General features: G+C 66.7%; 21 protein-coding genes. 14 read left to right on the forward strand and 7 right to left on the reverse strand.

What is annotated here, in order from left to right; genetic code table 11:
* Positions 1-65: 65 nt before the first annotated feature.
* The 3 genes from ABTX18_RS12075 to ABTX18_RS12085 all read left to right on the forward strand — a co-directional run bounded on the left by ABTX18_RS12075 (position 66) and on the right by ABTX18_RS12085 (position 2,582).
* Positions 66-359: a mobilization protein gene (locus ABTX18_RS12075; RefSeq protein ID WP_352122620.1), complete on the forward strand. Its 294-nt coding sequence runs from the start codon at positions 66-68 to the stop codon at positions 357-359.
* A complete protein-coding gene (locus ABTX18_RS12080) occupies positions 356-2,095 on the forward strand; it encodes a mobilization protein (RefSeq protein ID WP_352122621.1) in 1,740 nt (579 codons plus the stop codon). The genes ABTX18_RS12075 and ABTX18_RS12080 overlap by 4 nt, the downstream gene beginning before the upstream one ends.
* 106 nt (positions 2,096-2,201) lie before the next feature.
* Complete coding sequence (locus ABTX18_RS12085) at positions 2,202-2,582, forward strand: hypothetical protein (protein ID WP_352122622.1); 381 nt, start codon at positions 2,202-2,204, stop codon at positions 2,580-2,582.
* Positions 2,583-2,828: 246 nt separating this feature from the next.
* On the opposite strand, the gene ABTX18_RS12090 is transcribed toward ABTX18_RS12085, so the two are convergent.
* Positions 2,829-3,641 carry an SPDY domain-containing protein gene (locus ABTX18_RS12090; RefSeq protein WP_503061144.1) on the reverse strand — a complete coding sequence of 271 codons (813 nt, stop codon included), beginning with the start codon at positions 3,639-3,641 and terminating at the stop codon, positions 2,829-2,831.
* A 140-nt stretch (positions 3,642-3,781) separates the two neighbouring features.
* Positions 3,782-4,120 carry an SPDY domain-containing protein gene (locus tag ABTX18_RS12095; RefSeq protein ID WP_352122623.1) on the reverse strand — a complete coding sequence of 113 codons (339 nt, stop codon included), beginning with the start codon at positions 4,118-4,120 and terminating at the stop codon, positions 3,782-3,784.
* A 204-nt stretch (positions 4,121-4,324) separates the two neighbouring features.
* Between ABTX18_RS12095 and ABTX18_RS12100 the strand changes: the two genes are divergently transcribed.
* From ABTX18_RS12100 to ABTX18_RS12110, 3 genes are all read left to right on the forward strand, one after another.
* Complete coding sequence (locus ABTX18_RS12100; RefSeq protein WP_352122624.1) at positions 4,325-5,029, forward strand: nucleotidyltransferase domain-containing protein; 705 nt, start codon at positions 4,325-4,327, stop codon at positions 5,027-5,029.
* A gap of 420 nt (positions 5,030-5,449) precedes the next feature.
* Entirely contained in the window at positions 5,450-6,118 is a 669-nt protein-coding gene (locus ABTX18_RS12105; RefSeq protein WP_352122625.1) for an HAD family hydrolase, read from the forward strand.
* Positions 6,115-6,987: a DUF1932 domain-containing protein gene (locus ABTX18_RS12110; protein ID WP_503061131.1), complete on the forward strand. Its 873-nt coding sequence runs from the start codon at positions 6,115-6,117 to the stop codon at positions 6,985-6,987. The genes ABTX18_RS12105 and ABTX18_RS12110 overlap by 4 nt, the downstream gene beginning before the upstream one ends.
* On the opposite strand, the gene ABTX18_RS12115 is transcribed toward ABTX18_RS12110, so the two are convergent.
* A complete protein-coding gene (locus ABTX18_RS12115) occupies positions 6,963-7,514 on the reverse strand; it encodes a guanylate kinase (protein ID WP_352122626.1) in 552 nt (183 codons plus the stop codon). The two genes, ABTX18_RS12110 and ABTX18_RS12115, sit on opposite strands and share 25 nt — an antisense overlap.
* Positions 7,514-8,551, reverse strand: coding sequence for a P-loop nucleotide/nucleoside kinase family protein (locus ABTX18_RS12120; RefSeq protein ID WP_352122627.1), 1,038 nt, complete (start codon positions 8,549-8,551; stop codon positions 7,514-7,516). The genes ABTX18_RS12115 and ABTX18_RS12120 overlap by 1 nt, the downstream gene beginning before the upstream one ends.
* 194 nt (positions 8,552-8,745) lie before the next feature.
* Between ABTX18_RS12120 and ABTX18_RS12125 the strand changes: the two genes are divergently transcribed.
* From ABTX18_RS12125 to ABTX18_RS12150, 6 genes are read left to right on the forward strand one after another with little or no spacing between them, the layout of a single operon-like run.
* Positions 8,746-9,423, forward strand: a complete 678-nt coding sequence (locus ABTX18_RS12125) for a class I SAM-dependent methyltransferase (protein ID WP_503061145.1) — start codon at positions 8,746-8,748, stop codon at positions 9,421-9,423.
* Positions 9,420-10,736 carry a N,N-dimethylformamidase beta subunit family domain-containing protein gene (locus tag ABTX18_RS12130; protein WP_352122628.1) on the forward strand — a complete coding sequence of 439 codons (1,317 nt, stop codon included), beginning with the start codon at positions 9,420-9,422 and terminating at the stop codon, positions 10,734-10,736. The genes ABTX18_RS12125 and ABTX18_RS12130 overlap by 4 nt, the downstream gene beginning before the upstream one ends.
* A 13-nt stretch (positions 10,737-10,749) precedes the next feature.
* Positions 10,750-11,892, forward strand: a complete 1,143-nt coding sequence (locus ABTX18_RS12135; protein ID WP_352122629.1) for a glycosyltransferase family protein — start codon at positions 10,750-10,752, stop codon at positions 11,890-11,892.
* Between the two features lie 6 nt (positions 11,893-11,898).
* Positions 11,899-13,494 carry a hypothetical protein gene (locus ABTX18_RS12140; protein WP_352122630.1) on the forward strand — a complete coding sequence of 532 codons (1,596 nt, stop codon included), beginning with the start codon at positions 11,899-11,901 and terminating at the stop codon, positions 13,492-13,494.
* Complete coding sequence (locus ABTX18_RS12145) at positions 13,446-14,000, forward strand: FkbM family methyltransferase (protein ID WP_352122631.1); 555 nt, start codon at positions 13,446-13,448, stop codon at positions 13,998-14,000. Before ABTX18_RS12140 ends, ABTX18_RS12145 begins: the two co-directional genes overlap by 49 nt.
* A 22-nt stretch (positions 14,001-14,022) precedes the next feature.
* Positions 14,023-14,661, forward strand: coding sequence for a histidine phosphatase family protein (locus ABTX18_RS12150; RefSeq protein ID WP_352122632.1), 639 nt, complete (start codon positions 14,023-14,025; stop codon positions 14,659-14,661).
* Positions 14,662-14,693: 32 nt separating this feature from the next.
* Here the strand turns inward: ABTX18_RS12150 and metG are convergent, their stop codons facing one another.
* Positions 14,694-16,415, reverse strand: a complete 1,722-nt coding sequence (gene metG, locus ABTX18_RS12155; protein ID WP_352122633.1) for a methionine--tRNA ligase — start codon at positions 16,413-16,415, stop codon at positions 14,694-14,696.
* 335 nt (positions 16,416-16,750) lie between these two features.
* On the opposite strand from metG, the gene ABTX18_RS12160 reads away from it, so the two are divergent.
* Both ABTX18_RS12160 and ABTX18_RS12165 read left to right on the forward strand, forming a co-directional pair.
* The gene (locus ABTX18_RS12160) at positions 16,751-18,046 is read left to right on the forward strand and encodes a nucleotide sugar dehydrogenase (protein ID WP_352122634.1); all 1,296 of its coding nucleotides are present in this window, start codon (positions 16,751-16,753) and stop codon (positions 18,044-18,046) included.
* A 14-nt stretch (positions 18,047-18,060) separates the two neighbouring features.
* The gene (locus tag ABTX18_RS12165; RefSeq protein ID WP_352122635.1) at positions 18,061-19,011 is read left to right on the forward strand and encodes an NAD-dependent epimerase/dehydratase family protein; all 951 of its coding nucleotides are present in this window, start codon (positions 18,061-18,063) and stop codon (positions 19,009-19,011) included.
* Positions 19,012-19,340: 329 nt separating this feature from the next.
* On the opposite strand, the gene ABTX18_RS12170 is transcribed toward ABTX18_RS12165, so the two are convergent.
* Positions 19,341-20,021: a hypothetical protein gene (locus tag ABTX18_RS12170; protein WP_352122636.1), complete on the reverse strand. Its 681-nt coding sequence runs from the start codon at positions 20,019-20,021 to the stop codon at positions 19,341-19,343.
* Positions 20,005-20,424 carry a hypothetical protein gene (locus ABTX18_RS12175; RefSeq protein ID WP_352122637.1) on the reverse strand — a complete coding sequence of 140 codons (420 nt, stop codon included), beginning with the start codon at positions 20,422-20,424 and terminating at the stop codon, positions 20,005-20,007. Before ABTX18_RS12175 ends, ABTX18_RS12170 begins: the two co-directional genes overlap by 17 nt.
* Positions 20,425-20,508: the final 84 nt, after the last annotated feature.

Raw genomic sequence — 20,508 nt, forward strand, 5'->3', positions numbered from 1 at the left:
CCCACAGCGTCCGACTTAATGAACGCGAACGCACCCTCATCCAGGCCGGCGCCGATGCCGTCGGCATGAGTATCGCCGGATTCCTCGCCCACTCCGCGCTCGCCGCCGCACGCGACCAGACCCGCACCGCGGCCACCATCGCCGCCGACCACGACGTCCTCACCGAGCTCTTCGCCACCGGCCGCAAACTCGGCTGGGCCGGCAGCAACCTCAACCAGGTGGCCAAGACGCTCAACTCGGGCGGCGATATCGACAGCGCCCGCCTCAAGGAAACCCTCACCTACGTCCGCCGCGCGGCCACTGCCACCAAGGCGGCCGTCGAGCGGATCAATAACCGGCAGATAGACGAGACCACTTGATCCCCAGCATCCACAAGCAAGGCAGCAGCACCCGCGGCCTGCTCAACTACCTCTACGGCAAGGGCACCCGCGAAGAGCACGTTGACCCGCACCTGGTCGCCTCCTTCGACGACATGGCGCCAGACCCCGGCCGCGACCCCTCCGCGACGAAGGAAGACCTCCAGCGGCTTCTCGACCAGCCACTGCACCTCCTCGACGCAGACCAGCGGCCCGACCGGCACGTGTGGCACTGCTCCGTCCGCGCAGCCCGCACCGACCGCGTCCTGAGCGACGAGGAATGGGGCGCCATCGCCCGCCGTATCGTGGCCGCCACCGGCATCGACTCCGGCGGCCCAGACGACGCCGGGTGCCGGTGGGCCGCCGTCCGCCACGCCGACGACCACATCCACATCATCGGCACCCTCGTACGCGAGGACGGCCGCCGCCCCAATCACCACCGCTCCGGCCAACGCGCCCAAGCCGAAGCCCGTGTCATCGAAGCTGACTACGACCTGTATCGCGTTGCCCCGGGCGACGGCACCGCGGCCAAACGCCCCACCAGCGCCGAGCGCCACAAGGCCGAACGCCAAGGGCGAGAGCGCACGGTGCGGGAGGAGCTGCGCGAGACCGTGCGCGGTGCGTCGGCCGGCGCCGCCTCCACAGATGAGTTCTTCGACCGTCTGGCCGCCGACGGTCTTCTGATCCGCAAGCGGATCGCGCCCTCGGGCGATCTGCTCGGCTACAAGGTCGCGCTGCCCGGTGACCGCAACAAGGACGACGAGCCGGTCTTCTATGCCGGTTCCACCCTCGCACCCGACTTGTCCCTGCCCCGCATCCGTGAACGCTGGTCCCTCCAAGCAGAGGCGGTCTCCGAGGGTGGTTCCGAGCCGGCGCAGCCCGCCCTGCCGCAGGTGACCCATCCCGCGTTCGCTCGGCGCCGGGCCGCAGCCGCCGGCTGGCAGGCCCTACTGATCATCGACCACGGCGACGACGGCATGGCGGCAGCGCAGATCGCCGGAGCGGGTGAGGTCCTGGACGCGCTCGCCAAGACCTCTGCCGCGCACACCCGTGCGGAACTGCGGGAGGCGGCCAACGCGTTCGAGCGGGCCGGCCGCTCCCATGTCCGCGCCGTACGCGGGCATGACCACGCTCTGCGGCAGGCCGCACACGATCTCGTCCACAGTGGCCCCGCACTCGGCCGCGGCGAAGACGGAGCCACCACGGCGATGGTCATCGACATGGCCGTCTTCCTCGCCTTCGCCGCAGCGAACTGGCACGCCAAAAGGCACCACAGCCAGCAGGCAGCCGCAGCCCAGCAAGCCGCCGAACATCTACGCACCGCCTATCAGGCCGCCGCAGCCCACCCCATCGCTGCCCTCCGCCAGCGTGGCCAGCGTCTGACGCCACGGATCCGGCAGCGGCACGCCGATCTCCTGTACCAGGCGCTGCCAGAGCTCGCGGAGCGAATCCAGGCCGAGCCCGGCTGGCCCGCCCTGTCCGCCACACTCGCCGATGCCCGGCATGCGGGCCACGACCCGGCCGCACTGCTCGCCGAAGTCACCCACCGTCGCGAGCTCGACACCGCCGACTCCATCAGCGACGTCCTCGTCTGGCGCCTGCGCCGCAGCGCCCACCTGCCCGCCGCGCCCGAAAGCCCTCCGGCCACTTCCGCCCGAGATAGCCGACGCGCCTCGCCGACACCCCCCGCCACGCCACCGGCGGCCAAGGCGGCGAACTACTCCAGCCGTCGGCCCTGACCCGAAAGGCGGGCGCAACATAGCCGACGATCGCCGGTTAGCCAAACCGGCGATTCTCCAGACCATTGATGCACCCCAACCGATCCACGAGGAGCATCACACCCGTATGACCAACCCCGACTTCAACCCCTGGATCTTCGCCCTTCTCTGCGACTCGGACATGAAACGCCGAGACGATACCGGAACGTGGTCCCACCGCGACGGCCGTCCGTTCAGCAAGGAGGAACAGGCCCTCGCCGACAGGGCAACCCGCACCGAACTCGAAGAGCTGAGTGCACAGCACAAGCGGTACATGAAATACGTGCAGGCGATACACGACGCTCCTGATGCCATGCAGCGCTTCCTTGCCCCGTTCATGAGGCAGCTCACCGAGAAGAAGCTCGGTAAGGCCATCGATCTCATGAGCAAGGACGAACTGGCAGAGTTCAATCGCCTCCTCGCCCTCGCGGACGAACGGATACGGCCCTTCACTCCCTACGCCTTCTGACAACGGGCCGCGTCGCTCACTGGCCACGGCGCGGAAAGCGCCTGCCCAGGGCACTTCCGTCTTCCGGTAATCGGAGACAGGAAGAATGAGATCAGCACCTCTCAAGGGGACATCCGAGCTGAATACAGCATTCAGCACTGACACCCGCCCGGTCAGGTAGCTGTCCGCTCCACACAGAAGCTCACAGAGCAGCGCGAAGCCGGGCCTCCCCACGGGAGGCCCGGCTTCGTAGCGAGGAAGTACGGCTCAACCGGCAGGGACGCACAGGAGCCGGTCCCGCGTAGTTTGCGGCAGCACCCGGCGTAGAACCGGTGCGGTGGAACTGAGCGAAGAGGCGAACGCGGCAACGAGGCCGTACGGCACGCTGGAACTGAACGACGCAGCCCACAAGTACGCGGCACCCGCGCCCAGCTCGGCCCACGCCTGCCAACCCGCCGCCCCTGGCACATCGCCCTCGCCGATCAGAGCACAGGGGTCGGCATCCTGGATGAGCGGTGGCATCTCGCCAAGACCGAGGCGTGAGGTGAAGGTGGGGTGCATCGCCACCGCATGGGGTTGGTCGGCGTCACGGAGCCAACCATGCGCGGACGCCGCGTCGAGAACGGTCTCGCGACCGGCGGATGCGTCGGTGGGCTGACCGCACACATCGAGCGCAAGAAGGAAGTCGGCGATAGCCTCGCCGGGGATGCCGGGAGTGAAGTAGGCGGACCAGTCCGCGAACGACTTGCTCGCATCCGAGCGGGCAGAGATCTGCCACGCGATCGGCAGCCCACCGAGGTGAAACGGTTCGTCCGACAGCGTCCACTGAGCCCACCGGCGGGCGTCGGGACTGATGTGCAGGACGGTGCTGCGCAGGACCTGGCGGTCCTCCAACGACTCGTCGAGCTCACGTCGCCCGCGGACGGTTGTGAGGCTCGTCCAACCGAAGCCGACGAGAGTGTCGGCGACGACGTCGTAGAGACATCCGTCGTCGCCGGCCAGGTGCCGGGGACCGACCCAGTACGCAGGCAGAGCGCCCCGGTTCGGGGTGGACGGGTTGAGCCGAGGGTTGGGATACAGGGCGCCTCCAAGGGCTGAGTGCGGAGCTGCTGGAATCGTCCTACTTCCGGGCAGCGGGCCGACGGACGCGGGATGACCACCGCGCCCATGGGCGGGGGTAGCTGAAAGTAATCGAGTCAGCCAACGCCAGCTGATCGGGCCTACCGGGGATGGGCGGTTTCCAGCACGCGCGTCACAGCGGCGGCGACGATATCGGCCGGCGTGTCGGCGTCGAAGGAGATGCTGTAGCCAGGGACCTTCGTGGAACCGGTGACGGCGATCTTCCAGCCTTCGCCGTCGCCCCCGGGGCGGCCGCGCGGAAACCAGCCCAAGTAGAACCGGCCGTCCTTTGAGTTGATGTGGACGTCAGCGCGGTCGTCCACAACCATGTGAAAATCCTCGGCGGAGAACTGATCCGTCACGAGCGTGGGCTGGCCCGGGCCGAGCTGCCAGTCGCGCATTTTCAGGGCCTCGACGGTGGTGGAGAAACCGGGTCTCATAGATGCCACGGTCACGGCAATCACCTCTCTGACCTGTGGTTTCGCGAGGTCGTCTACGTTGACATCCCCTTGCACCCGCTGGCCAGTCTTTCGCGGCTCTTTTCTGTCTGCCTCCGGCGAACTGGAACCCGCCGACGTCGGACTGAGCCCGTATGCCCGAAGAAACCCCGTGCGCACGTTGGGCAGAGTGCTGATAGTTGCTGAATGGATGCGATTGATGTTGCGCGTGCCGTTGTAGAGGAACGTCACCCTGCCGCGCGGGCTGCGTTCCTGGGAGGCAGTGCCGTGACGGACCGCCGCACGGCGATGTCGGACCTCGACATCGTGGTGCTCCTCCACGGATCCCCAGCCCCCTATCGGGTAAGCCTCCGTAGAGGTACGTGGCCGGTGGAAATGTTCGTGCACACCGAAGCGACGTGGCACACCTACATCCAGCGGGAGGTACGCAAGCGCCGGTCACCGCTGCTCTGGATGTGTGCCGACGGGATCCTGCTCTTCGACAAGGATGGAGTCGGGACGCAACTCGCCGCTGAGGCCCGAAAGCTGACCGCCGCAGGGCCACCTGCGGCGTCGGCCGAAGAGATCGATGACCGCCGCTACGCGATCACCGACCTGCTGGACGATCTCGCGGGGAGCACCGACCAGGCTGAACGGTTGTTCATTGCCACCGAACTGGTGCGGCGAACAGCCGAGTTGGCGCTGACCGCGGGCGGATCCTGGAACGGGGGTGGGAAGTGGCTGGCCCGCCGCCTTGAGACCACAGCGCCGGGGCTCAGCATGCGCCTGCACGATGGCCTGCGTGAAGTATGCGCTGGGCGGATTGAGCCTCTGACGGCAGTCGTGGACGAGGTGCTGAAGCAGGTCGGCGGCCGGCTGTGGGTCGGCTACCAGCGCGGTGGAACCCCATGAACGAGCTCGCTGTACGGCGGCAGGCCCCGGCGGAGTAGGCCGCATCAAGCGCGTACCGCTCAGCCTCACGGTGCCGCACAGAGCCCCACGTGGGCGGCGCCGGCCCACCGATGTGGGCGCCGGCGCCGGACTCCATCTCAGGCGTCGATGCGGGCCTCCTTGAGGTACAGCTCGACACCGTCGAGTGCCCTAACCTCGCTCACCGCTGCGCCTAGAGCCTGCTGGACGGAAACCTCCGTGAGCTGAGCCGTCTGCTGCTCTCCGTCGGCTCGCGGATGAGACGCATGCCCTTCTGCCGAGGCACACCGCGGAGGTGCCGGGGGAAGTCCAGCGTTCGGCTGATCAGGGCTCCAAGGTTGTCACCACCGTGAAGTCCCTTCTTCCGTAGCGACGCCTCCACTCCGACTAGGGTCGTCACCTATGCAGAAGCTGGTGCTCTTCGATCTCGACAACACCCTGATCGACAGGAACGGCGCCATCCGAGAGTGGGCCGCTCAGTTCACCGCTCGGTACTCCCTCCCTGACCACGCCTCCACGCAATTGATCGAGGCGGTCCAAGAGCGAGCATTTCCGGCCACCTTCGAGTCCATACGGGTGCAACACCGTCTCCGACCCACCGCCGATTCGCTGTGGAGGCAGTACTGCTCCGACATCGCGGCGGCGGTCAGGTGTCCTGGGAGTGTGCTCGCGGGCATGGACGCCCTACGAGCCACCGGCTGGCGAGTTGGTATCGCCACCAACGGGGCGACCGACATCCAGAACGCCAAGCTCCAGGCAACCGGCCTGATCGGTCGCGTTGATGGCGTCTGCGTCTCGGAGTCCGTCGGTGCACGAAAGCCCTCGGCCGCCATCTTCGAGGCGGCAGCCGTAGCGTGTGGCTCCCGCCTCTCCCAAGGCGGCTGGATGGTGGGCGAAAACCCAGAGACCGACATCGATGGAGGTCGTCGAGCCGGCCTACGCACAATCTGGATCCGCAACGGGCGTTCGTGGCCTGTTCGGCGCTCCGCACCTGATCAGTGCGTATCCGACGCGGGAGCGGCCATCGCGCTGCTGCTGGCCGATGACCGTTCGAGGAGTGTGACTACGTGAAGTCCGACATCGCTGCGGTGGGGCTGCTGCATCCAGGCAGCATGGGCGCGGCTTTCGCAACCCAGCTCCGAGCCCGAGGCACGACCGTCCTCTGGTGCTCTGCCGGCCGCAGCAACGCTTCCAGGCAACGTGCGGAGCAGGCAGGCATGGAAGCAGTCGAGGATCTCGGGCAGCTCCTACGACGCGTCGACCTGGTCGTCTCCTTGTGCCCGCCGGCAGCCGCCGAGGAGGTCGCAGCAGCTGTGGCCGAGCACGGTTTCCGGGACGGGACGTACGTCGAGGCGAACGCAATCACTCCGCAAAGGGTCCGAGCTGTCGCCGCCTGCCTGCCTGACGCAGCCGTTATCGACGGTTCTGTCATCGGCTCTCCTCCGGTAGGGGGAAAGCAGCCAACGCTTTACCTCTCAGGCCCTACGCGGCACGTCGCGCTGGTTGCCGACCTCTTTGAGGGGACCGACGTGCACACACGTTCCCTGGGAACTGAGATCGGGCAGGCTTCCGCTCTGAAGCTCGCGTACTCCAGCTATCAGAAGGCGTCCCGCGTCCTGGCCGCCGTGGCATACGGGCTGGCCGACGCGAACGGCGTCGCGGACGAGCTCGTACAGATCGCTTCCAAGCGCACCGGCAGCTATCTGACGGAGACGGACTACATTCCCAAGACGGCCGCTCGCGCCTGGCGGTGGGCGCCCGAACTGGAAGACGCCGCAGACCTGCTCGCCGAGTCGGGACTGCCGGACCACTTCATGCGGGAGATTGCCGCTGCCCTTCACCGCTGGGACGAGGTCCACGACAGGCCCGTCACTGTCTCCCGTGCTCTCGAACTGCTGAGTTCAGTGGAGGCTCGTCACACAGACGCGCGTACGAGCTGATCAATGAGTACTGCCGCGTCTCCAGGCGAGGAGACCTCGGTGTCCACACGGAGATCCCAGGCAGGGTGATCGTTGGTGGCGAGATCCTTCTCCGTCGCATCCCATGCGGCGAGCCGGGCCTCCGTATCGTGATCGCCTCGGCTAGCCGAGCGGATGGCCGTGGCCTCCCGAGAGCACCACATCAACACCGTCGACCAGGCGGCGAGGTACTTGGCGGTCACCGCCTCCACGCCTGCGACCTGGCCGAGGTGGAGGATGGGAATGCGCCCACCCTCCATGGCCAGCCCGAGGCCCTGGCGGTCGACAACGTAGGTGTTTCCGTATCGGTCATTGCGGTAGATGAGGCCGCCTCGCCTCTCCAGCTCCGCCAGCTGATCCGGGGTACCCATCCGGTATCCCGCAGACTTGCCGCTGCCGATTTTGAGTCGGCTGAAGAGGACATAGCGCGAGTCGAGTTCGGCGAGAGCCGCCGTCACTGTGTCCTTGCCGGCGGCAGGCGGCCCGTACAGCAGGATTCCCTGGTTCATCAGAACACCGTTCCCAACACCTGTCGTACTTGATCAGTGAGGGATATCGCCGCGCCGAGCCGGTTGTCCACCACCATGTGGGCGACGGCAGGGCGCAGTTCGACGTCGACGGATTTCACGTACTCGTCCCAGTGCTGAAGCTTCCAGCTGTCGCGGGCGGCGGACCGGAAGCTGATGTACTCACGCATCGTTTCCACATCGCACTTGATCCAGACTATGGAGACGCTGACACCTCGGGCCTCGCATCGGTTGGTCAGCCGTTGGATCCAGCGGACATCCATCACTTCCGAGATGAACGGTGCCGTCAGCACCGTACTGATGGAGCAGTCGATGTTGGCGTAGGCGGTCTCAAGCAGGCACTGGTACTCAAGGGGCCGCACCTGCTCGCGGTAGAGCTCGGAGTGCCGGTCGTTGGGCTCGCTGCCCATCTCTACCAGAAGTCGCTCGACCAGGGGACGCGTGATGGGGTCCTTGTCGAGGACCGGCCAGCCCGTGAGCTGGGAGATGAAGCGGGAGAACTCCGACTTCCCGCTGCCTGCGAAGCCGCCGACGATGAGCAGAGACGGGCGATGAGGATCTCCGCCCGTGTGCCGACGCTTCCACGCGTCGATGATCCGCTGTTGAACGTCGAGATCGCCGCTGGCATCCGTGCCTGGCGTGATCTGAGAGAGCGCCCGCTCGACAGCGACAACGTGGGCCCCGTTGCGGGACTCCGTCGTCGGCGTGAGGTTCAGGTGCGTGGCCTCGTCGGGCAAGGGGTGGCGGAATCCGAGCTCGGGTTCCGTACCGCGGTACAGAAGGCAGTACGCGCGCCGATAGTGCGGACCCGGGTATACCTCGCCCTGCTCGTGCTGCCAGAGCGTCTGGAAGTTGGCTGCGGGCACCGTGATAGCGGCCCTTGTGGCCACTTCGCGCAAACGCTCGCCGGCACGCTCGAGGGTTAATCCGTGTGCCTCGCGCACCTCGCGGAGCTTGTCCGGGCGCCATCCCGCACGGCTCCTCGACACGTCAGTTACCGCCTGCCCATCGGTCAACATGATCGGGACTGTAAGTCTGCCCCGTGCGAAGTCGTGTGTAAGCAGATGTTGAAAAGTCGGGGTGCTCGCCGATGAACGGCCTCACTAGCCCGCCGTGATACACGGATGACCTGCGCCCCGCTGTCATGGACCTTGTCAGCCCGCCGAGTTCCCAACTGGCGGTCGAACGCTACTGGTTCATGAAGGAGCTGAGGATGCTCGAGATCGGAGAGCAGCACAGCGCATCGGCTGAACGGTCGGAGCAGCAGATCGCCTACTACCGCGCAAGGGCTGATGAGTACGACACCGCATACGCGGACCGTATGGGGATGCCCCAGCTCTCGCACGTGCTCGATCGCCTGCCCATCAGCGGAGACGTCCTGGAGCTGGCGTGCGGCACGGGCCAGTGGACCCACCTGCTCTCCGGGCGCTCCCGCAGCCTGACCGCAGTGGACGCCGCGCCCGAGATGCTGGCCATCGCGAAAAGCCGCCTGGAGGGCTCGACGACTCGCTTCATCGAGGCGGACATCTTCAGCCAGATCTCTGATCGCCAGTACGACACCGTGTTCTTCGCCTTCTGGCTCAGCCATGTGCCGCCCGCGTACCTGGAACCCTTCTGGAAGGCCCTGCGGAAGGCTCTGAAGCCCGGTGGCTGCGTGGTCTTCCTCGACGACTCCCGCGCAAAGGCGGAGATCGAGCAGACGATCGAGGGACGTGCGGTTCCGACGGTGCGCCGGAGGCTCTCCGACGGAAGTCAGCACCTGACCGTCAAGGTGCTTTACGACGCCGGCGGGCTCACGAAACGGCTGGACGCCCTGGGTTGGGAGTCTCACGTCGAGCAGGTCGATCGCTACCACTACATCGGAGTCGCCCGACCGCAGGCCCACTCATGACCGGCATCAACGGATACCCGGCGTCCCCCTCGATCCGCGCCGGCCGCAGCATCCGACTTCACATCGCCACCTCCGCAGATCGCTTCCGGCTCGACTTCTACCGCTGGGGCTCGGCACTCAAGCACACGGGGCACGTCGAGTGGCCTGGACAGGACGCCGTGCCCGGACTGCACGATGAGGACTGGCAGTGGCCGGCCTACGACTTCCTCGTTCCGCGAGACTGGCGGTCCGGTGTCTACATCGGAGTCCTGAGCACGGGAGTCTGTCCGAGCCAACCGGTCATGGACGCTCGCGAGGCCAGATTCCTTCTGGTCGTCACGCCCGCAGTTCCCTCGGGTCGCAAGGTCCTCTACAAGATCCCTGTTTTCACCTACCACGCGTACAACACGGCGGGGGGTGGAAGCCTGTACAGCGCCTCCAGGGTGACGCTGCGCCGCCCCGGAGGCGGCGTCGGCGGTCCGGTCAAGGGCCTGCCAGACCCGTACGACACCTCGTCGCCTCGGCAGACGTTCGCGCACTGGGATGCTCCCTTCATCTCCTGGATGGAGGAGAACGGAATCCAGAGCGACTACTGCACGGACCTCGACCTCGACGAAGGCCGGCTCCTCGGCGACGGATATCGCCTCCTGGCCTCCTCCGGGCACGACGAATACTGGACCGCCCAGACCCGTCGGAACGTGACCGCCTTCCGCGACACAGGCGGCAACATCGCCAACTTCGGTGCCAACACCTGCTGGTGGCGAGTGAGGCCCGACGAGGATCGCTCGGCCCTTGAGTGCGGGAAATTCCCTCCCGACGCCCCTGCCGGAACGGACCCGGACAGCTCGTACGGCTGCCCCGACCACTGGTGGGAGTCGGAGCCTGAGAACACCCTCCTGGGAGTGAGCTACCGGAACGGCGGCGGGCACTGGGACGGCCCGCGCCCGCCCCTCGGATACACCGTCACCGACGCGGACCACTGGGTGTTCTCCGGGACGGGTCTCAAGACCGGTGGCACCTTCGGCCAGGACAATGCGCTCGTCGGCTACGAATGCGACGGCGCCGCATACGAAATCGACGGGCAGAGAAGCCCGCAGCCCACCGGCCAGGACGGAACGCCGAAGAACTTCAAGATCCTCGGCATCGCCCCACTGCCCTCCGACTGGAACTTCGCAGCCCGCGAGCCCATGCCCAGCCCCCGCGCGGCGACCCTTGGTCTCTACAGGGCGACCGGCACCGTCTTCACCGCCGCCACCACTGACTGGTCCCGACTGCTCGCCACCGACCCCCAGGTCGCGGCCATCACCCACAACGTCATCACCCGACTCGCCTGACGAAGGGATCGTCGTGTCCGCACTCACACAGCCGCTCAGCGTGATCATCGGCGTCAACGGCATCGGCATGGGGCATTCCGTCAGGCAGAGCGTGATCGCCCAGTACCTGCGCGACCGCGGCCACCAGGTACGGATCATCACCAACGGGAGCACGCGAGTCGAGTACTTTCGCGACCTCGGATTCCCCGCGTGGGACGGGTGGATGCCGACGCTCCTTGCCCGTGACGACCGCATCCACACAGCCGACGTCTTACGCACCAACATCCGGCAGACTCCCGCCGGCATCAGCCGACACCTGCGGCTGCGCCGGGCCATCAGGGAAACCGGCGTCCCGGATGTGTTCATCACGGACTACGAGCCCAACACACCGCGACTGGCTTACCACTTCGGCAGACCCCTCATCTCGGTGGACCAGCAGAGCAAGTACCGGCACCTCGACCTGCCGCCGGTCGGCCGGTACGCGCGCACGGCCGACGAGCAGCGGCTGCGCTACTTCGCCCCTCGGGCCGACCGATCCTTCATCTGCTCGTACGTCCCCCTGGAGGCCGACGACCGGAGGCTGGAGTTCATCGCCCCCGTCGTTCCGGACCTCGTCCGTTCCGCCCAGGTCACGATCGGGACGATGACCACGGCCTACTTCTCGCGGTACTTCGATCACGGCCCCGAGGACTCCGTCCGCACCCTCGCAGACGTCTTCCGCCAGTACGTCCCAGACCGGACCCTACGGATCTACGCGCACTCGGACGAGGTCGAGAACCTGCGCCAGTACGCCGACGACAAGATCGAGATCTGCCCGTTCGACCGCCAGTCGTTCATCTCCGACCTGGCGCGCTCCGAGGCCGTCTTCTCCAACGCCGGCTTCAACCTCATCAGCGAAGCTTTCGTCCTCGGCAAACCGGTCCACCTGGTGCCGCTGCCCACGTACGACCAGCACTGGTGCGCCAAGGTGGTCCACGAGGCGGAACTCGGCACCAGCGCTCCACGGATCGAACGCGGGGCGATACTCGACTTCCTCAACCGGGCCCGGGAGCTTCGCGCCAACGTCGAACGCCATCGGGACCAACACCTCACCCAAGACCCCCGCGAGCGAATCGCCTCCTACCTGGAGACCCTGCCCGCAGCCGGTGGGCGGGTCCCTACCCCCTCCACCCGGTAGGCGGCCATGGAACTGCCTTCACTGCCCGTGTACGTGACCACCGCCGTGGTCGTGGCGGCCGTCGTGCTCTGCTACCGCTTCGCCATCTCTCCAACCGTGCGGACACTGGCCTCTCGGCCGACGGTCTGGCGAGCGACGCTCGCGACTGCCGCTCCCTCCGCCTTGCTCGCCTTCCTCCCCACACCCGCCCCCGGCCTCTTCCGCTGGTTCGTCGTATTCGTGGTCGCTCTGCTGACCTGGCAGGGCGCCACGAGCGACTACGACGTGACCCAGCCCATCGCCCCACAGCGCCGGGCCAAAGTGGTGCTGCTGCTCCTCGCGGTGTCTTCCTGCTTCTGGGCACCAGCCCTGCTGCCGTGGCTCGCTGTCTACTGCGGCCGACTGCGCGGTTGGAAGCACCACGCGATGATGCCGTTGCGGCTGATCAAGGCGTACCTCGCTTGGGTCTTCGTGGCGACGGTCCTCAGTACGCCAGAATCCTCAACCGCCCTCGTACTGGTTCTCGGCTGCGTCTCGCTCTCCCACTACGTCAAGCCGGCGTGGAGCAAGGCCCGCCTCGGGCCGCGCCCCTGGTCCTGGGCCTGGCACAACCGCACCCACTACCTCACAGCTTCCGCCTACTCCTGGGGATGGGCACGCTTCCTGCCCCCTGAGACCGTGACCGGCATTCTGCGCCGTGCACGCGTTGTGGACCGCCCCCTCAACATCCTGACGGTGCTGGTCGAAGCCGCTGGCCTCATCGCTTTCCACGACCGCCGTCTTCTTGTCGTCGTGTTGGCCGCGACGGCCGTTTTCAACCTCGCAGTCGTCTTGGCCTCCGGCATCTTCTTCTGGGAGAACATCTGCACCAACGCGGCACTCGCGCTGACCATGGCGTTGCTCCCTGATCCGGAGTACACCCCAACGTTCGGCTGGCCGGCCGTCGTCATCGCACTCCTGGTCTTCGTCCTCAGCACGGCTGACCTGCTGTGGCAGCCGTGGCACCTCGGCTGGTGGGACTCACCGTTCACCGCACGCGTCAACTGGCAGGTGGAGACGGCCTCCGGCGCGAAGCTCGGGCTCTACAACGACTTCATGTGCCCGTACGAGCGCGAGTTCGGTCGCGTCCTGGGCTACTTCCTCACCAGCGAGCCCATCCTCCACGGCCACCTCGGCATCGTCTGGGACCGAGGACTGCGCGACCGCCTCCTCGGCGCAGTAGGCGATCCCGCCGAACTCCGGCGTCTCAAGCAGACCTATGGCCGAGCGCAAGCGGACGACGAACAGGCAAGCGAGCACATCGCCTTCCTGACCGCGATGTTCACCGAGCTCAACGCCGGTACGCCGAAGGGCCCACTGCCCCGGCGGCTGCGCCGGCTCAAGGCCCCCGGCGGTCAGCTCTACCACTGGGGCAACCTGCCTCCCTACCGCGGTGCGGAACCGGTGCGCCGCATCACCATCCGCTACCAGGAACGCTGCTACCGCCCGGAAACCGGCGACTTTGCCCTGCTCGCCGACCGCGTCGTGCAGGAAATCCACCTACCCGCCATTACAACCGACCACGGGAGTCCTTCATGCGCAAAGTCTTCATCGACTGCGGAACCAACCTCGGAATCGTGCTGAGCCGCTTCATCCACGAGCTCCCCGACCACGACTTCTATGCGTTCGAACCCAACAAGGACCTGCTGCCCGCCATTCACCGCGAAGTCGAACGGGCGGCCCACTCACCCCGTGTCGAGGTCTCTCACGGCGCCGTATGGACGCACGACGGGGTGATCGATCTGTTCCTCGGCCACCACGAGAGCTCCACCGTGATGCCCGGCAAACGCGTCCCGCCGGTGTACGACCAGCAGATCGACTACGACTCACCGGTCCCGGTGCCCGCCATCGACTTCAGCGCCTGGCTGCGCCAGACCGTCGCCCCGGACGATCACGTCGTCGTGAAGATGGACATCGAGGGTGCCGAGTACCCGGTGCTCACGAAGCTGGTCGCCGACGGGACGATCGGCCTCATCTCCGTCCTCTACGTCGAGTGGCACTACGACCGCTTCCCGGCCATGTCGCGAGCCGACCACGACCAGCTCGTCACCGCCGTATCCGCCATCGTCGACGTCCGCGACTGGGACTGACCGAGAAGGGAGACGGACCACCATGAGCACGAAACACATCTACCTGGTCAAGCACGGTGAGACCGAGGAAAACGCCCGCGGTATCCACCAAGGCAGAGCTGTCGGCGGCACGCTCAGCGAGCGCGGACGCGACGACATCCGCACCGTTGGCCGCACCCTGGCCGCAACCGGACTCGTGGCCGACCAGATGCTCGTCAGCCCGATGTCCAGATGTAGTGAGTCGGCCGCACTCCTTACGGCCCCGCTCACGCCGACCGACGCACGCGTGGACGATCGACTGGCAGCGAAGAACAGCGGCCATCTTGGTGGCCGGCCCAGAGACCTCGCGGCGGCAGAAGCCGACCGTCAAGGTGTCCCCATCTACCAGCTCCGCACGCCGGGCGGCGAATCATCCGAAGACGTACAAGCCCGCTACTCACATCTGTGGGACGAACTATCCACCGGACCGCACCGCACGACCGTGCTGGTCGGACACGGCGGTGGGATCGCCTGCCTCCTGCTGAAGCTCACGCAACACGGCTTCGAGCACTACCTCGAGTATGTGCCCGGCTCCGGAGGCGTGACGTGGATCGAGATCGACGAAGGTATCCCTCGAATCCAGCTCATGAACGTGCCGCCCTCCGAACTGGCCGGGCGCCTCGACGCCCGTACCGCCCGATGAGGCCGGGGCCGGTACGGGCGCACGGGGCCTCGTCAGACGTCGGCGCCGCCGAAGCGGGTCCGGTAGGACTCCAGGTCCCCCTCCGAGATCTTCGCGAAGAGCACTGGCGGCACAGTGAAGGCCGTACCGGCCGGAACGGCGTCCAGGGACTTGGCCTGCTCGGCGGTCACCCAGGTTGCTGTGTCGCCTTCCAGGGCGAAGGCACCGCGCATGGCGGCGGCCGAAGCCGGGATGAACGGCTCGGAGACGACCGCGTAGAGGTGGATGAGGTTCATCGCCGTACGCAGGGTCAGGGCCGCACCCTCCGGGTCGCTCTTGATCTCCAGCCAGGGGGCCTTCTCCTCCAGGTAGGAGTTGCCCGCCGACCACAGGGCGCGCAGCGCGGCCCCGGCCTTGCGGTACTGGAGGGCCTCCATGTGCTCCTCGTACTCGGCCAGCAGGCGCGCGATCTCGTCTCCCAGCCTCGCCTCCACCTCGCCGGCTGCGTTGCCCGCAGGGACGTCGTCCCCGAAGCGCTTGCGGGAGAAGGACAGCACGCGGTTGACGAAGTTGCCGAGAGTGTCGGCGAGGTCCTTGTTGACCGTGGCGGCGAAGTGCTCCCAGGTGAAGGAGGAGTCGTCAGACTCGGGGGCGTTGGCGATCAGGAAGTAGCGCCAGTAGTCCGCCGGCAGCATCTCCAGCGCGGCGTCAGTGAAGATGCCTCGCTTCTGGGAGGTGGAGAACTTGCCGCCGTAGTACGTGAGCCAGTTGAAGCCCTTGACGACGTCGACCTTCTTCCACGGCTCGCGGACACCGAGCTCCGTGGCCGGGAACATCACCGTGTGGAACGGGACATTGTCCTTGGCCATGAACTGGGTGTAGCGCACGGTGTCGTCGGCCTCGTACCACCACGACTTCCAGTCCCGCAGCTCGCCATCCGGTGCAGCGTCCGACCACTCCTTCGTCGCGCCGATGTACTCGATCGGGGCGTCGAACCAGACGTAGAAGACCTTCCCCTCGGCCGCGAGCTCCGGCCAGGTGTCGGCCGGAACCGGGACGCCCCAGTCCAGGTCGCGGGTAATCGCCCGGTCGTGCAGACCCTCGGTAAGCCACTTGCGGGCGATGGAGGAGGACAGCTGCGGCCACTGCTCCTCGTGCCGCGCGACCCACGCCTCGACCTCGTGCTGAAGCTTGGACTGCAGCAGGAACAGGTGCTTGGTCTCGCGGACCTGCAGCTCTGTGGAGCCGCTGATCGCCGAGCGGGGGTTCAGCAGGTCGGTCGGGTCGAGTACGCGGGTGCAGTTCTCGCACTGGTCACCGCGGGCCTTGTCGTAGCCGCAGTGCGGGCACGTGCCCTCGACGTACCGGTCCGGCAGGAAGCGGCCATCGACCGGCGAGTACACCTGCCGGATCGCCCGTTCCTCGATGAAGCCGTTCTTGTGCAGTTGGCGCGCGAAGTGCTGCGTGATCTCGACGTTCTGCTGCGAAGAACTGCGTCCGAAGTAGTCGAAGGCGAGCTGGAAGCCGTCGTACACGGCCTTCTGCGCGTCGTGGGCCTGCCCGCAGAACTCCGCCACCGACACTCCGGCCGCCTTGGCCGCCAGCTCGGCCGGTGTCCCGTGCTCGTCGGTCGCGCAGATGTACAGGACGTCGTGACCACGCTGGCGGAGGTACCGGGAGTACACATCCGCCGGAAGCATCGACCCGACCATGTTGCCCAGGTGCTTGATCCCGTTGATGTAGGGAAGCGCGCTGGTTACCAGGTGTCGAGCCATCCTTGGATGCTCCATTTCGTACGTAAGGCGCCGGCGGCGGTGCCGCGGCGGGCCCAAGTCGGGAGGCTGCAGCAGGCGCGACCACTCAGGTCGCTCAGTCGGGTGACGCACGGTGACGGGTCGGGTCTGCAGGCCACCGCCATCGTATCGAACCTGGGCATCCCCCCGGCGAGCTGTTTATCCCTCGGACGAGCCCGCGTGGAAAAGGCGCTCGGCCGTCCGAGACAGGCGGCCAAGCGAGTCTCGTACGGCCGAGGCATTCCTCATTTTAGGACAACCGCGCCCCGGCAGTTCTGCACGCACTGTCCTCAACCCACTCCAAAGAGGTGGTCCGCATGATCACGAAGAGCGAGGTTAAGCCGCTGCGCGTACTCATCGTGGGGCAGGGGTACGTCGGGCTCCCCCTCGCTGTCCGGGCTGCTGAGGTGGGGCACCGCGTCGTCGGCTTCGACGTCGCCGCCGAGCGTGTGAAGCGGTTGATGGCTGGCGAGTCGTACGTCGAGGACGTTCCGGACGCGAGGTTAGTTCCGCTCCTGGCCTCCGGGGCCTATCGCGCCAGCCTCGACACGGCTGACTGCACGGACTTCGATCTCGCGATCGTCACTGTCCCCACGCCACTCCGGGATGGAGCCCCCGACCTCTCGCACGTCGAAGACGCTGCGTGGATGCTCGGTCGTCACCTCAAGGCTGGGGCGACCGTCGTCCTTGAGTCCACTACGTACCCTGGCACGACCGAGGAGCTCTTCGGCCCGATCCTCGAACGAGCTTCCGGCCTGACCGCCGGCCGTGACTTCCAGCTCGGCTACAGCCCCGAGCGCATCGATCCCGGCAACCGGGAATGGCGGCTGGAGAACACTCCCAAGGTCGTCTCCGGCATCAACGCCGCATCGGCAGCGGCCATCCAGGACTTCTACAGCTCGCTCGTCGACACGATCGTCCAGGTCTCCAACTGCAAGGAGGCAGAGCTGGCGAAGCTGCTGGAGAACACCTTCCGGCACGTGAACATCGCCCTGGCCAACGAGCTGGCAATGTTCGCCCACGACCTGGGCATCGATATCTGGGCCGCGATCGACGCCGCGGCCACCAAGCCCTTCGGCTTCATGCGCTTCACGCCAGGACCTGGCGTCGGCGGTCACTGCCTGCCCATCGACCCGTCCTACCTCTCCTGGCAGGTCCAGCGGACTCTGGGCCGCAGCTTCCGCTTCGTCGAACTGGCCAACGATGTCAACAACCACATGCCTGACTACGTGGTCCGTCGCCTCGTGGACGCACTCAACAAGCGCAGGAAGTCGCTCAACGGCTCCCGCATTCTGCTGCTGGGCCTGGCCTACAAGGCCAACACCGGCGACGCCCGAGAAACCCCAGCGGCTCGCATCGCGGAACTACTGACAGGCATGGGCGCCGAGGTCCAGGCCGCGGACCCTCACGTGAACGACGATGCCCACCCCCGTGCTGCCGCTCTGCAGAACCTCCAGCGTGTCGATACCACCCCGGAGCACCTCGCCGCAGCCGACGCAGTCGTTCTTCTGGCCGACCACGACGCCTTCGACTACGCCGCGATCACCGCTCACGCCCCGTACGTACTCGACTGCCGCCGCCGGCTGGCCGGCGCCCACATCGACGCTCTCTGAAGGGAAGCCTCCTCGTGAACATCGTGATCACCGGCGGCGCCGGATTCATCGGCAGCAACCTCGCCCGGACCCTGGCGAACGACCCTGCGATCAGCCAAATCCGAGTGATCGACAACCTCAGCACCGGGTCGAAGCAGAACCTCGCGGACCTGGACGTCGACTTCTTCGAAGGTGACATCCAGGACGCCGCTCTCCTGGACGAGGCGCTCCACGGCGCGGACGCCATCGTTCACCTCGCCGCTCTGCCATCCGTCCCTCGCTCCGTGAAAGATCCGCTGGCCAGCCATCATGCCAACGCGACGGGAACGCTCCAGGTCCTCGAAGCCGCCCGCCGTGCCGGCAACGTGCACGTGATCGCGGCTTCCTCATCCTCGGTCTACGGCTCGAATCCATGCCTGCCGAAACATGAGGGCCTGGCCACCGCCCCGATGAGCCCGTACGCAGTCACCAAGCTCGCCACCGAGGCGTACCTGGGGGCGTACCACCACAGCTACGGTCTGCCGGTCCTGCCGTTCCGCTTCTTCAACGTGTACGGCCCGGGTCAGCGCGCTGACCATCCTTACGCCGCAGTCATCCCTAAGTGGATCAGCGCCATGCTCGCCGGCCACCCTGTCACTGTGCACGGCGACGGCACTCAGACGAGAGACTTCACGTACGTGGGCACTGTCTGCCGCGTCCTCACCGACACACTCCTCCGCCGGGTCGTCGAGCCGCGCCCCGTGAACCTGGCCTTTGGAACCCGTATATCCCTGCTGGACCTGATTCCAGTGATCGAGACCGCTGCTGGTGGCCAAATCAGGCGAAAGCACCTACCCAGTCGCGCTGGCGACGTCCCGCACTCCCAAGCCGACAGCGGCCGCCTACGAGCGCTCTTCCCGACAGCGGCGCCTGTGGCGCTTGAGGAAGGCGTCTCCGCGACAGTGGACTGGCTTCGCACCTCGGTCATAAGGGCGGCTTCAAGCTGAACTTACCGGGCAGATGAAATCGAGGGTGGGCGACCTCGTTCGCCGCCCCACCCAGCACGAACGCACTGAGACGGCACGGCCAGATCGCAGAGCAGGCCACACGACCACGCACCCGTCAGCGGGTTAACAGCAGAGCGAGTGGTGACCCACAGGCTCGGCGGCCGCGGTGCCCTTGCGAAGAGCTCACGGGGTCAGTTCCGCCACCTCGCCGAATGAACGCTGGGTCAGGGGCCTGATCCGCTTGATAGGCCGGGTCCCTGAGTGGTTTCCGGAGCCACCCTGGGAGTCAGCTTCGGAAGCCAGCTCCCAAACGGTTCCCGAACGCGAGGCTATTCCTCGCCGAACTCATCCCCCAGTGCAGAGCGCGTCTTGACGATCTCGGACTCGGCGTATTCGCGAGCCTCGTGGGCCCGGTCCGCAGCCTTCTTACCGATGGCCAGGAAGCCAAAGAGCCCCGCGATTAACCCGGCCAGGAATGCGCTCAAGTCTGCGACACGAGCGACTGAGACCGCGTACCGAAGATTCAAACGGGCTGCGGCTCGCTGCCCCTGCCTCCCTCGCTTCCTCGCGGAGTCAGCAGCATTGGCCGTACCTGCGGCGCAGACCTCTGTGAGAGCTGCGAAAGCGAAGGCCAGGGCCATCACCCCGCCGAAGGCTGAACCCAGGGCAACAAGAACTGCTCCGACACGATCTCCTACCGACGTCACGGCGATGAAAGCCCCAACGGCGCAGTAGCCGGACATCCCGAAGAGCGTGACAGTGAGCCAGGTCCAGCCGAGCAGCGCCCCGCCGGGCCCAAATTCGTTCTCTCCCTCCGGTTGATTTCCGTCAGGACAGACTCTCTCTTTGCGCTGCTTTTCCCCGGGTTTCTGGGGCTCGTAATCCTGTCCGTGGTTCGCCTGAGGCGTTTGACGGTTGCTGACGTCTCCGTACACGTTGCCCGCGACGAACACACCGGGCCCCCGGTTGTGCTGCCCGCCCTGGTTCTGGGGATCAGGCGTGTCGGCCATGCCCCGCGCCGTGATTGATGGTCAGGCCGCCTCCGACGTTTCCATTGATGAAGGTACCCGTTCCGTGGTTGTGCTGGTTGATCACGGAGGGCGGGTGGTTCTGCCCGGCCAGGGCCAACAATTCTGCGTACGCAGCTGGTTCTGACTCTGCAAGCCGTACGAGGGCGGGAGCCCACGCAACCGCAGCGGCCTGCACTGCAGCTTCACGGTCACCCGCAGGAACCTGTGCCACTGCGGTCCAGCCTCGGTCCATAAGCTCAAGCTCAGCCGCCGCCTCGCCCTCTTGTCCGCTGCGTCGGATCATGCGGCCGATGACCTCACGGACCCGCTGGTACCCCTCCTGGGTCGCTTGGGTGAGGAAGGCCGCGGCCACGGTCGTCGCCGCGAACGTCGCTTCATCCACTTCGCATTCCCCCCAACTGGTCGCAGTACTGTATCCACGTTCGCCACAGTCGGCAGCTGAAACAGTTCATCCCGCATCCCAGGA

It is taken from the genome of Streptomyces sp. NPDC096323 (assembly GCF_040302845.1).
Taxonomy (GTDB): Bacteria; Actinomycetota; Actinomycetes; order Streptomycetales; family Streptomycetaceae; genus Streptomyces.

Excerpts from the sequence above, each read along its gene's own strand:
- ABTX18_RS12100 (WP_352122624.1), top strand. The coding sequence starts at position 4,325 with ATGGATGCGATTGATGTTGCGCGTGCCGTTGTAGAGGAACGTCACCCT.
- ABTX18_RS12145 (WP_352122631.1), top strand. The coding sequence starts at position 13,446 with ATGCGCAAAGTCTTCATCGACTGCGGAACCAACCTCGGAATCGTGCTG.
- ABTX18_RS12150 (WP_352122632.1), top strand. The coding sequence starts at position 14,023 with ATGAGCACGAAACACATCTACCTGGTCAAGCACGGTGAGACCGAGGAA.
- ABTX18_RS12130 (WP_352122628.1), top strand. The coding sequence starts at position 9,420 with ATGACCGGCATCAACGGATACCCGGCGTCCCCCTCGATCCGCGCCGGC.
- ABTX18_RS12095 (WP_352122623.1), bottom strand. The coding sequence starts at position 4,120 with ATGAGACCCGGTTTCTCCACCACCGTCGAGGCCCTGAAAATGCGCGAC.
- ABTX18_RS12140 (WP_352122630.1), top strand. The coding sequence starts at position 11,899 with ATGGAACTGCCTTCACTGCCCGTGTACGTGACCACCGCCGTGGTCGTG.
- ABTX18_RS12105 (WP_352122625.1), top strand. The coding sequence starts at position 5,450 with ATGCAGAAGCTGGTGCTCTTCGATCTCGACAACACCCTGATCGACAGG.
- metG (WP_352122633.1), bottom strand. The coding sequence starts at position 16,415 with ATGGCTCGACACCTGGTAACCAGCGCGCTTCCCTACATCAACGGGATC.
- ABTX18_RS12160 (WP_352122634.1), top strand. The coding sequence starts at position 16,751 with ATGATCACGAAGAGCGAGGTTAAGCCGCTGCGCGTACTCATCGTGGGG.
- ABTX18_RS12075 (WP_352122620.1), top strand. The coding sequence starts at position 66 with ATGAGTATCGCCGGATTCCTCGCCCACTCCGCGCTCGCCGCCGCACGC.
- ABTX18_RS12170 (WP_352122636.1), bottom strand. The coding sequence starts at position 20,021 with ATGGCCGACACGCCTGATCCCCAGAACCAGGGCGGGCAGCACAACCGG.
- ABTX18_RS12120 (WP_352122627.1), bottom strand. The coding sequence starts at position 8,551 with ATGTTGACCGATGGGCAGGCGGTAACTGACGTGTCGAGGAGCCGTGCG.
- ABTX18_RS12115 (WP_352122626.1), bottom strand. The coding sequence starts at position 7,514 with ATGAACCAGGGAATCCTGCTGTACGGGCCGCCTGCCGCCGGCAAGGAC.
- ABTX18_RS12125 (WP_503061145.1), top strand. The coding sequence starts at position 8,746 with ATGCTCGAGATCGGAGAGCAGCACAGCGCATCGGCTGAACGGTCGGAG.
- ABTX18_RS12085 (WP_352122622.1), top strand. The coding sequence starts at position 2,202 with ATGACCAACCCCGACTTCAACCCCTGGATCTTCGCCCTTCTCTGCGAC.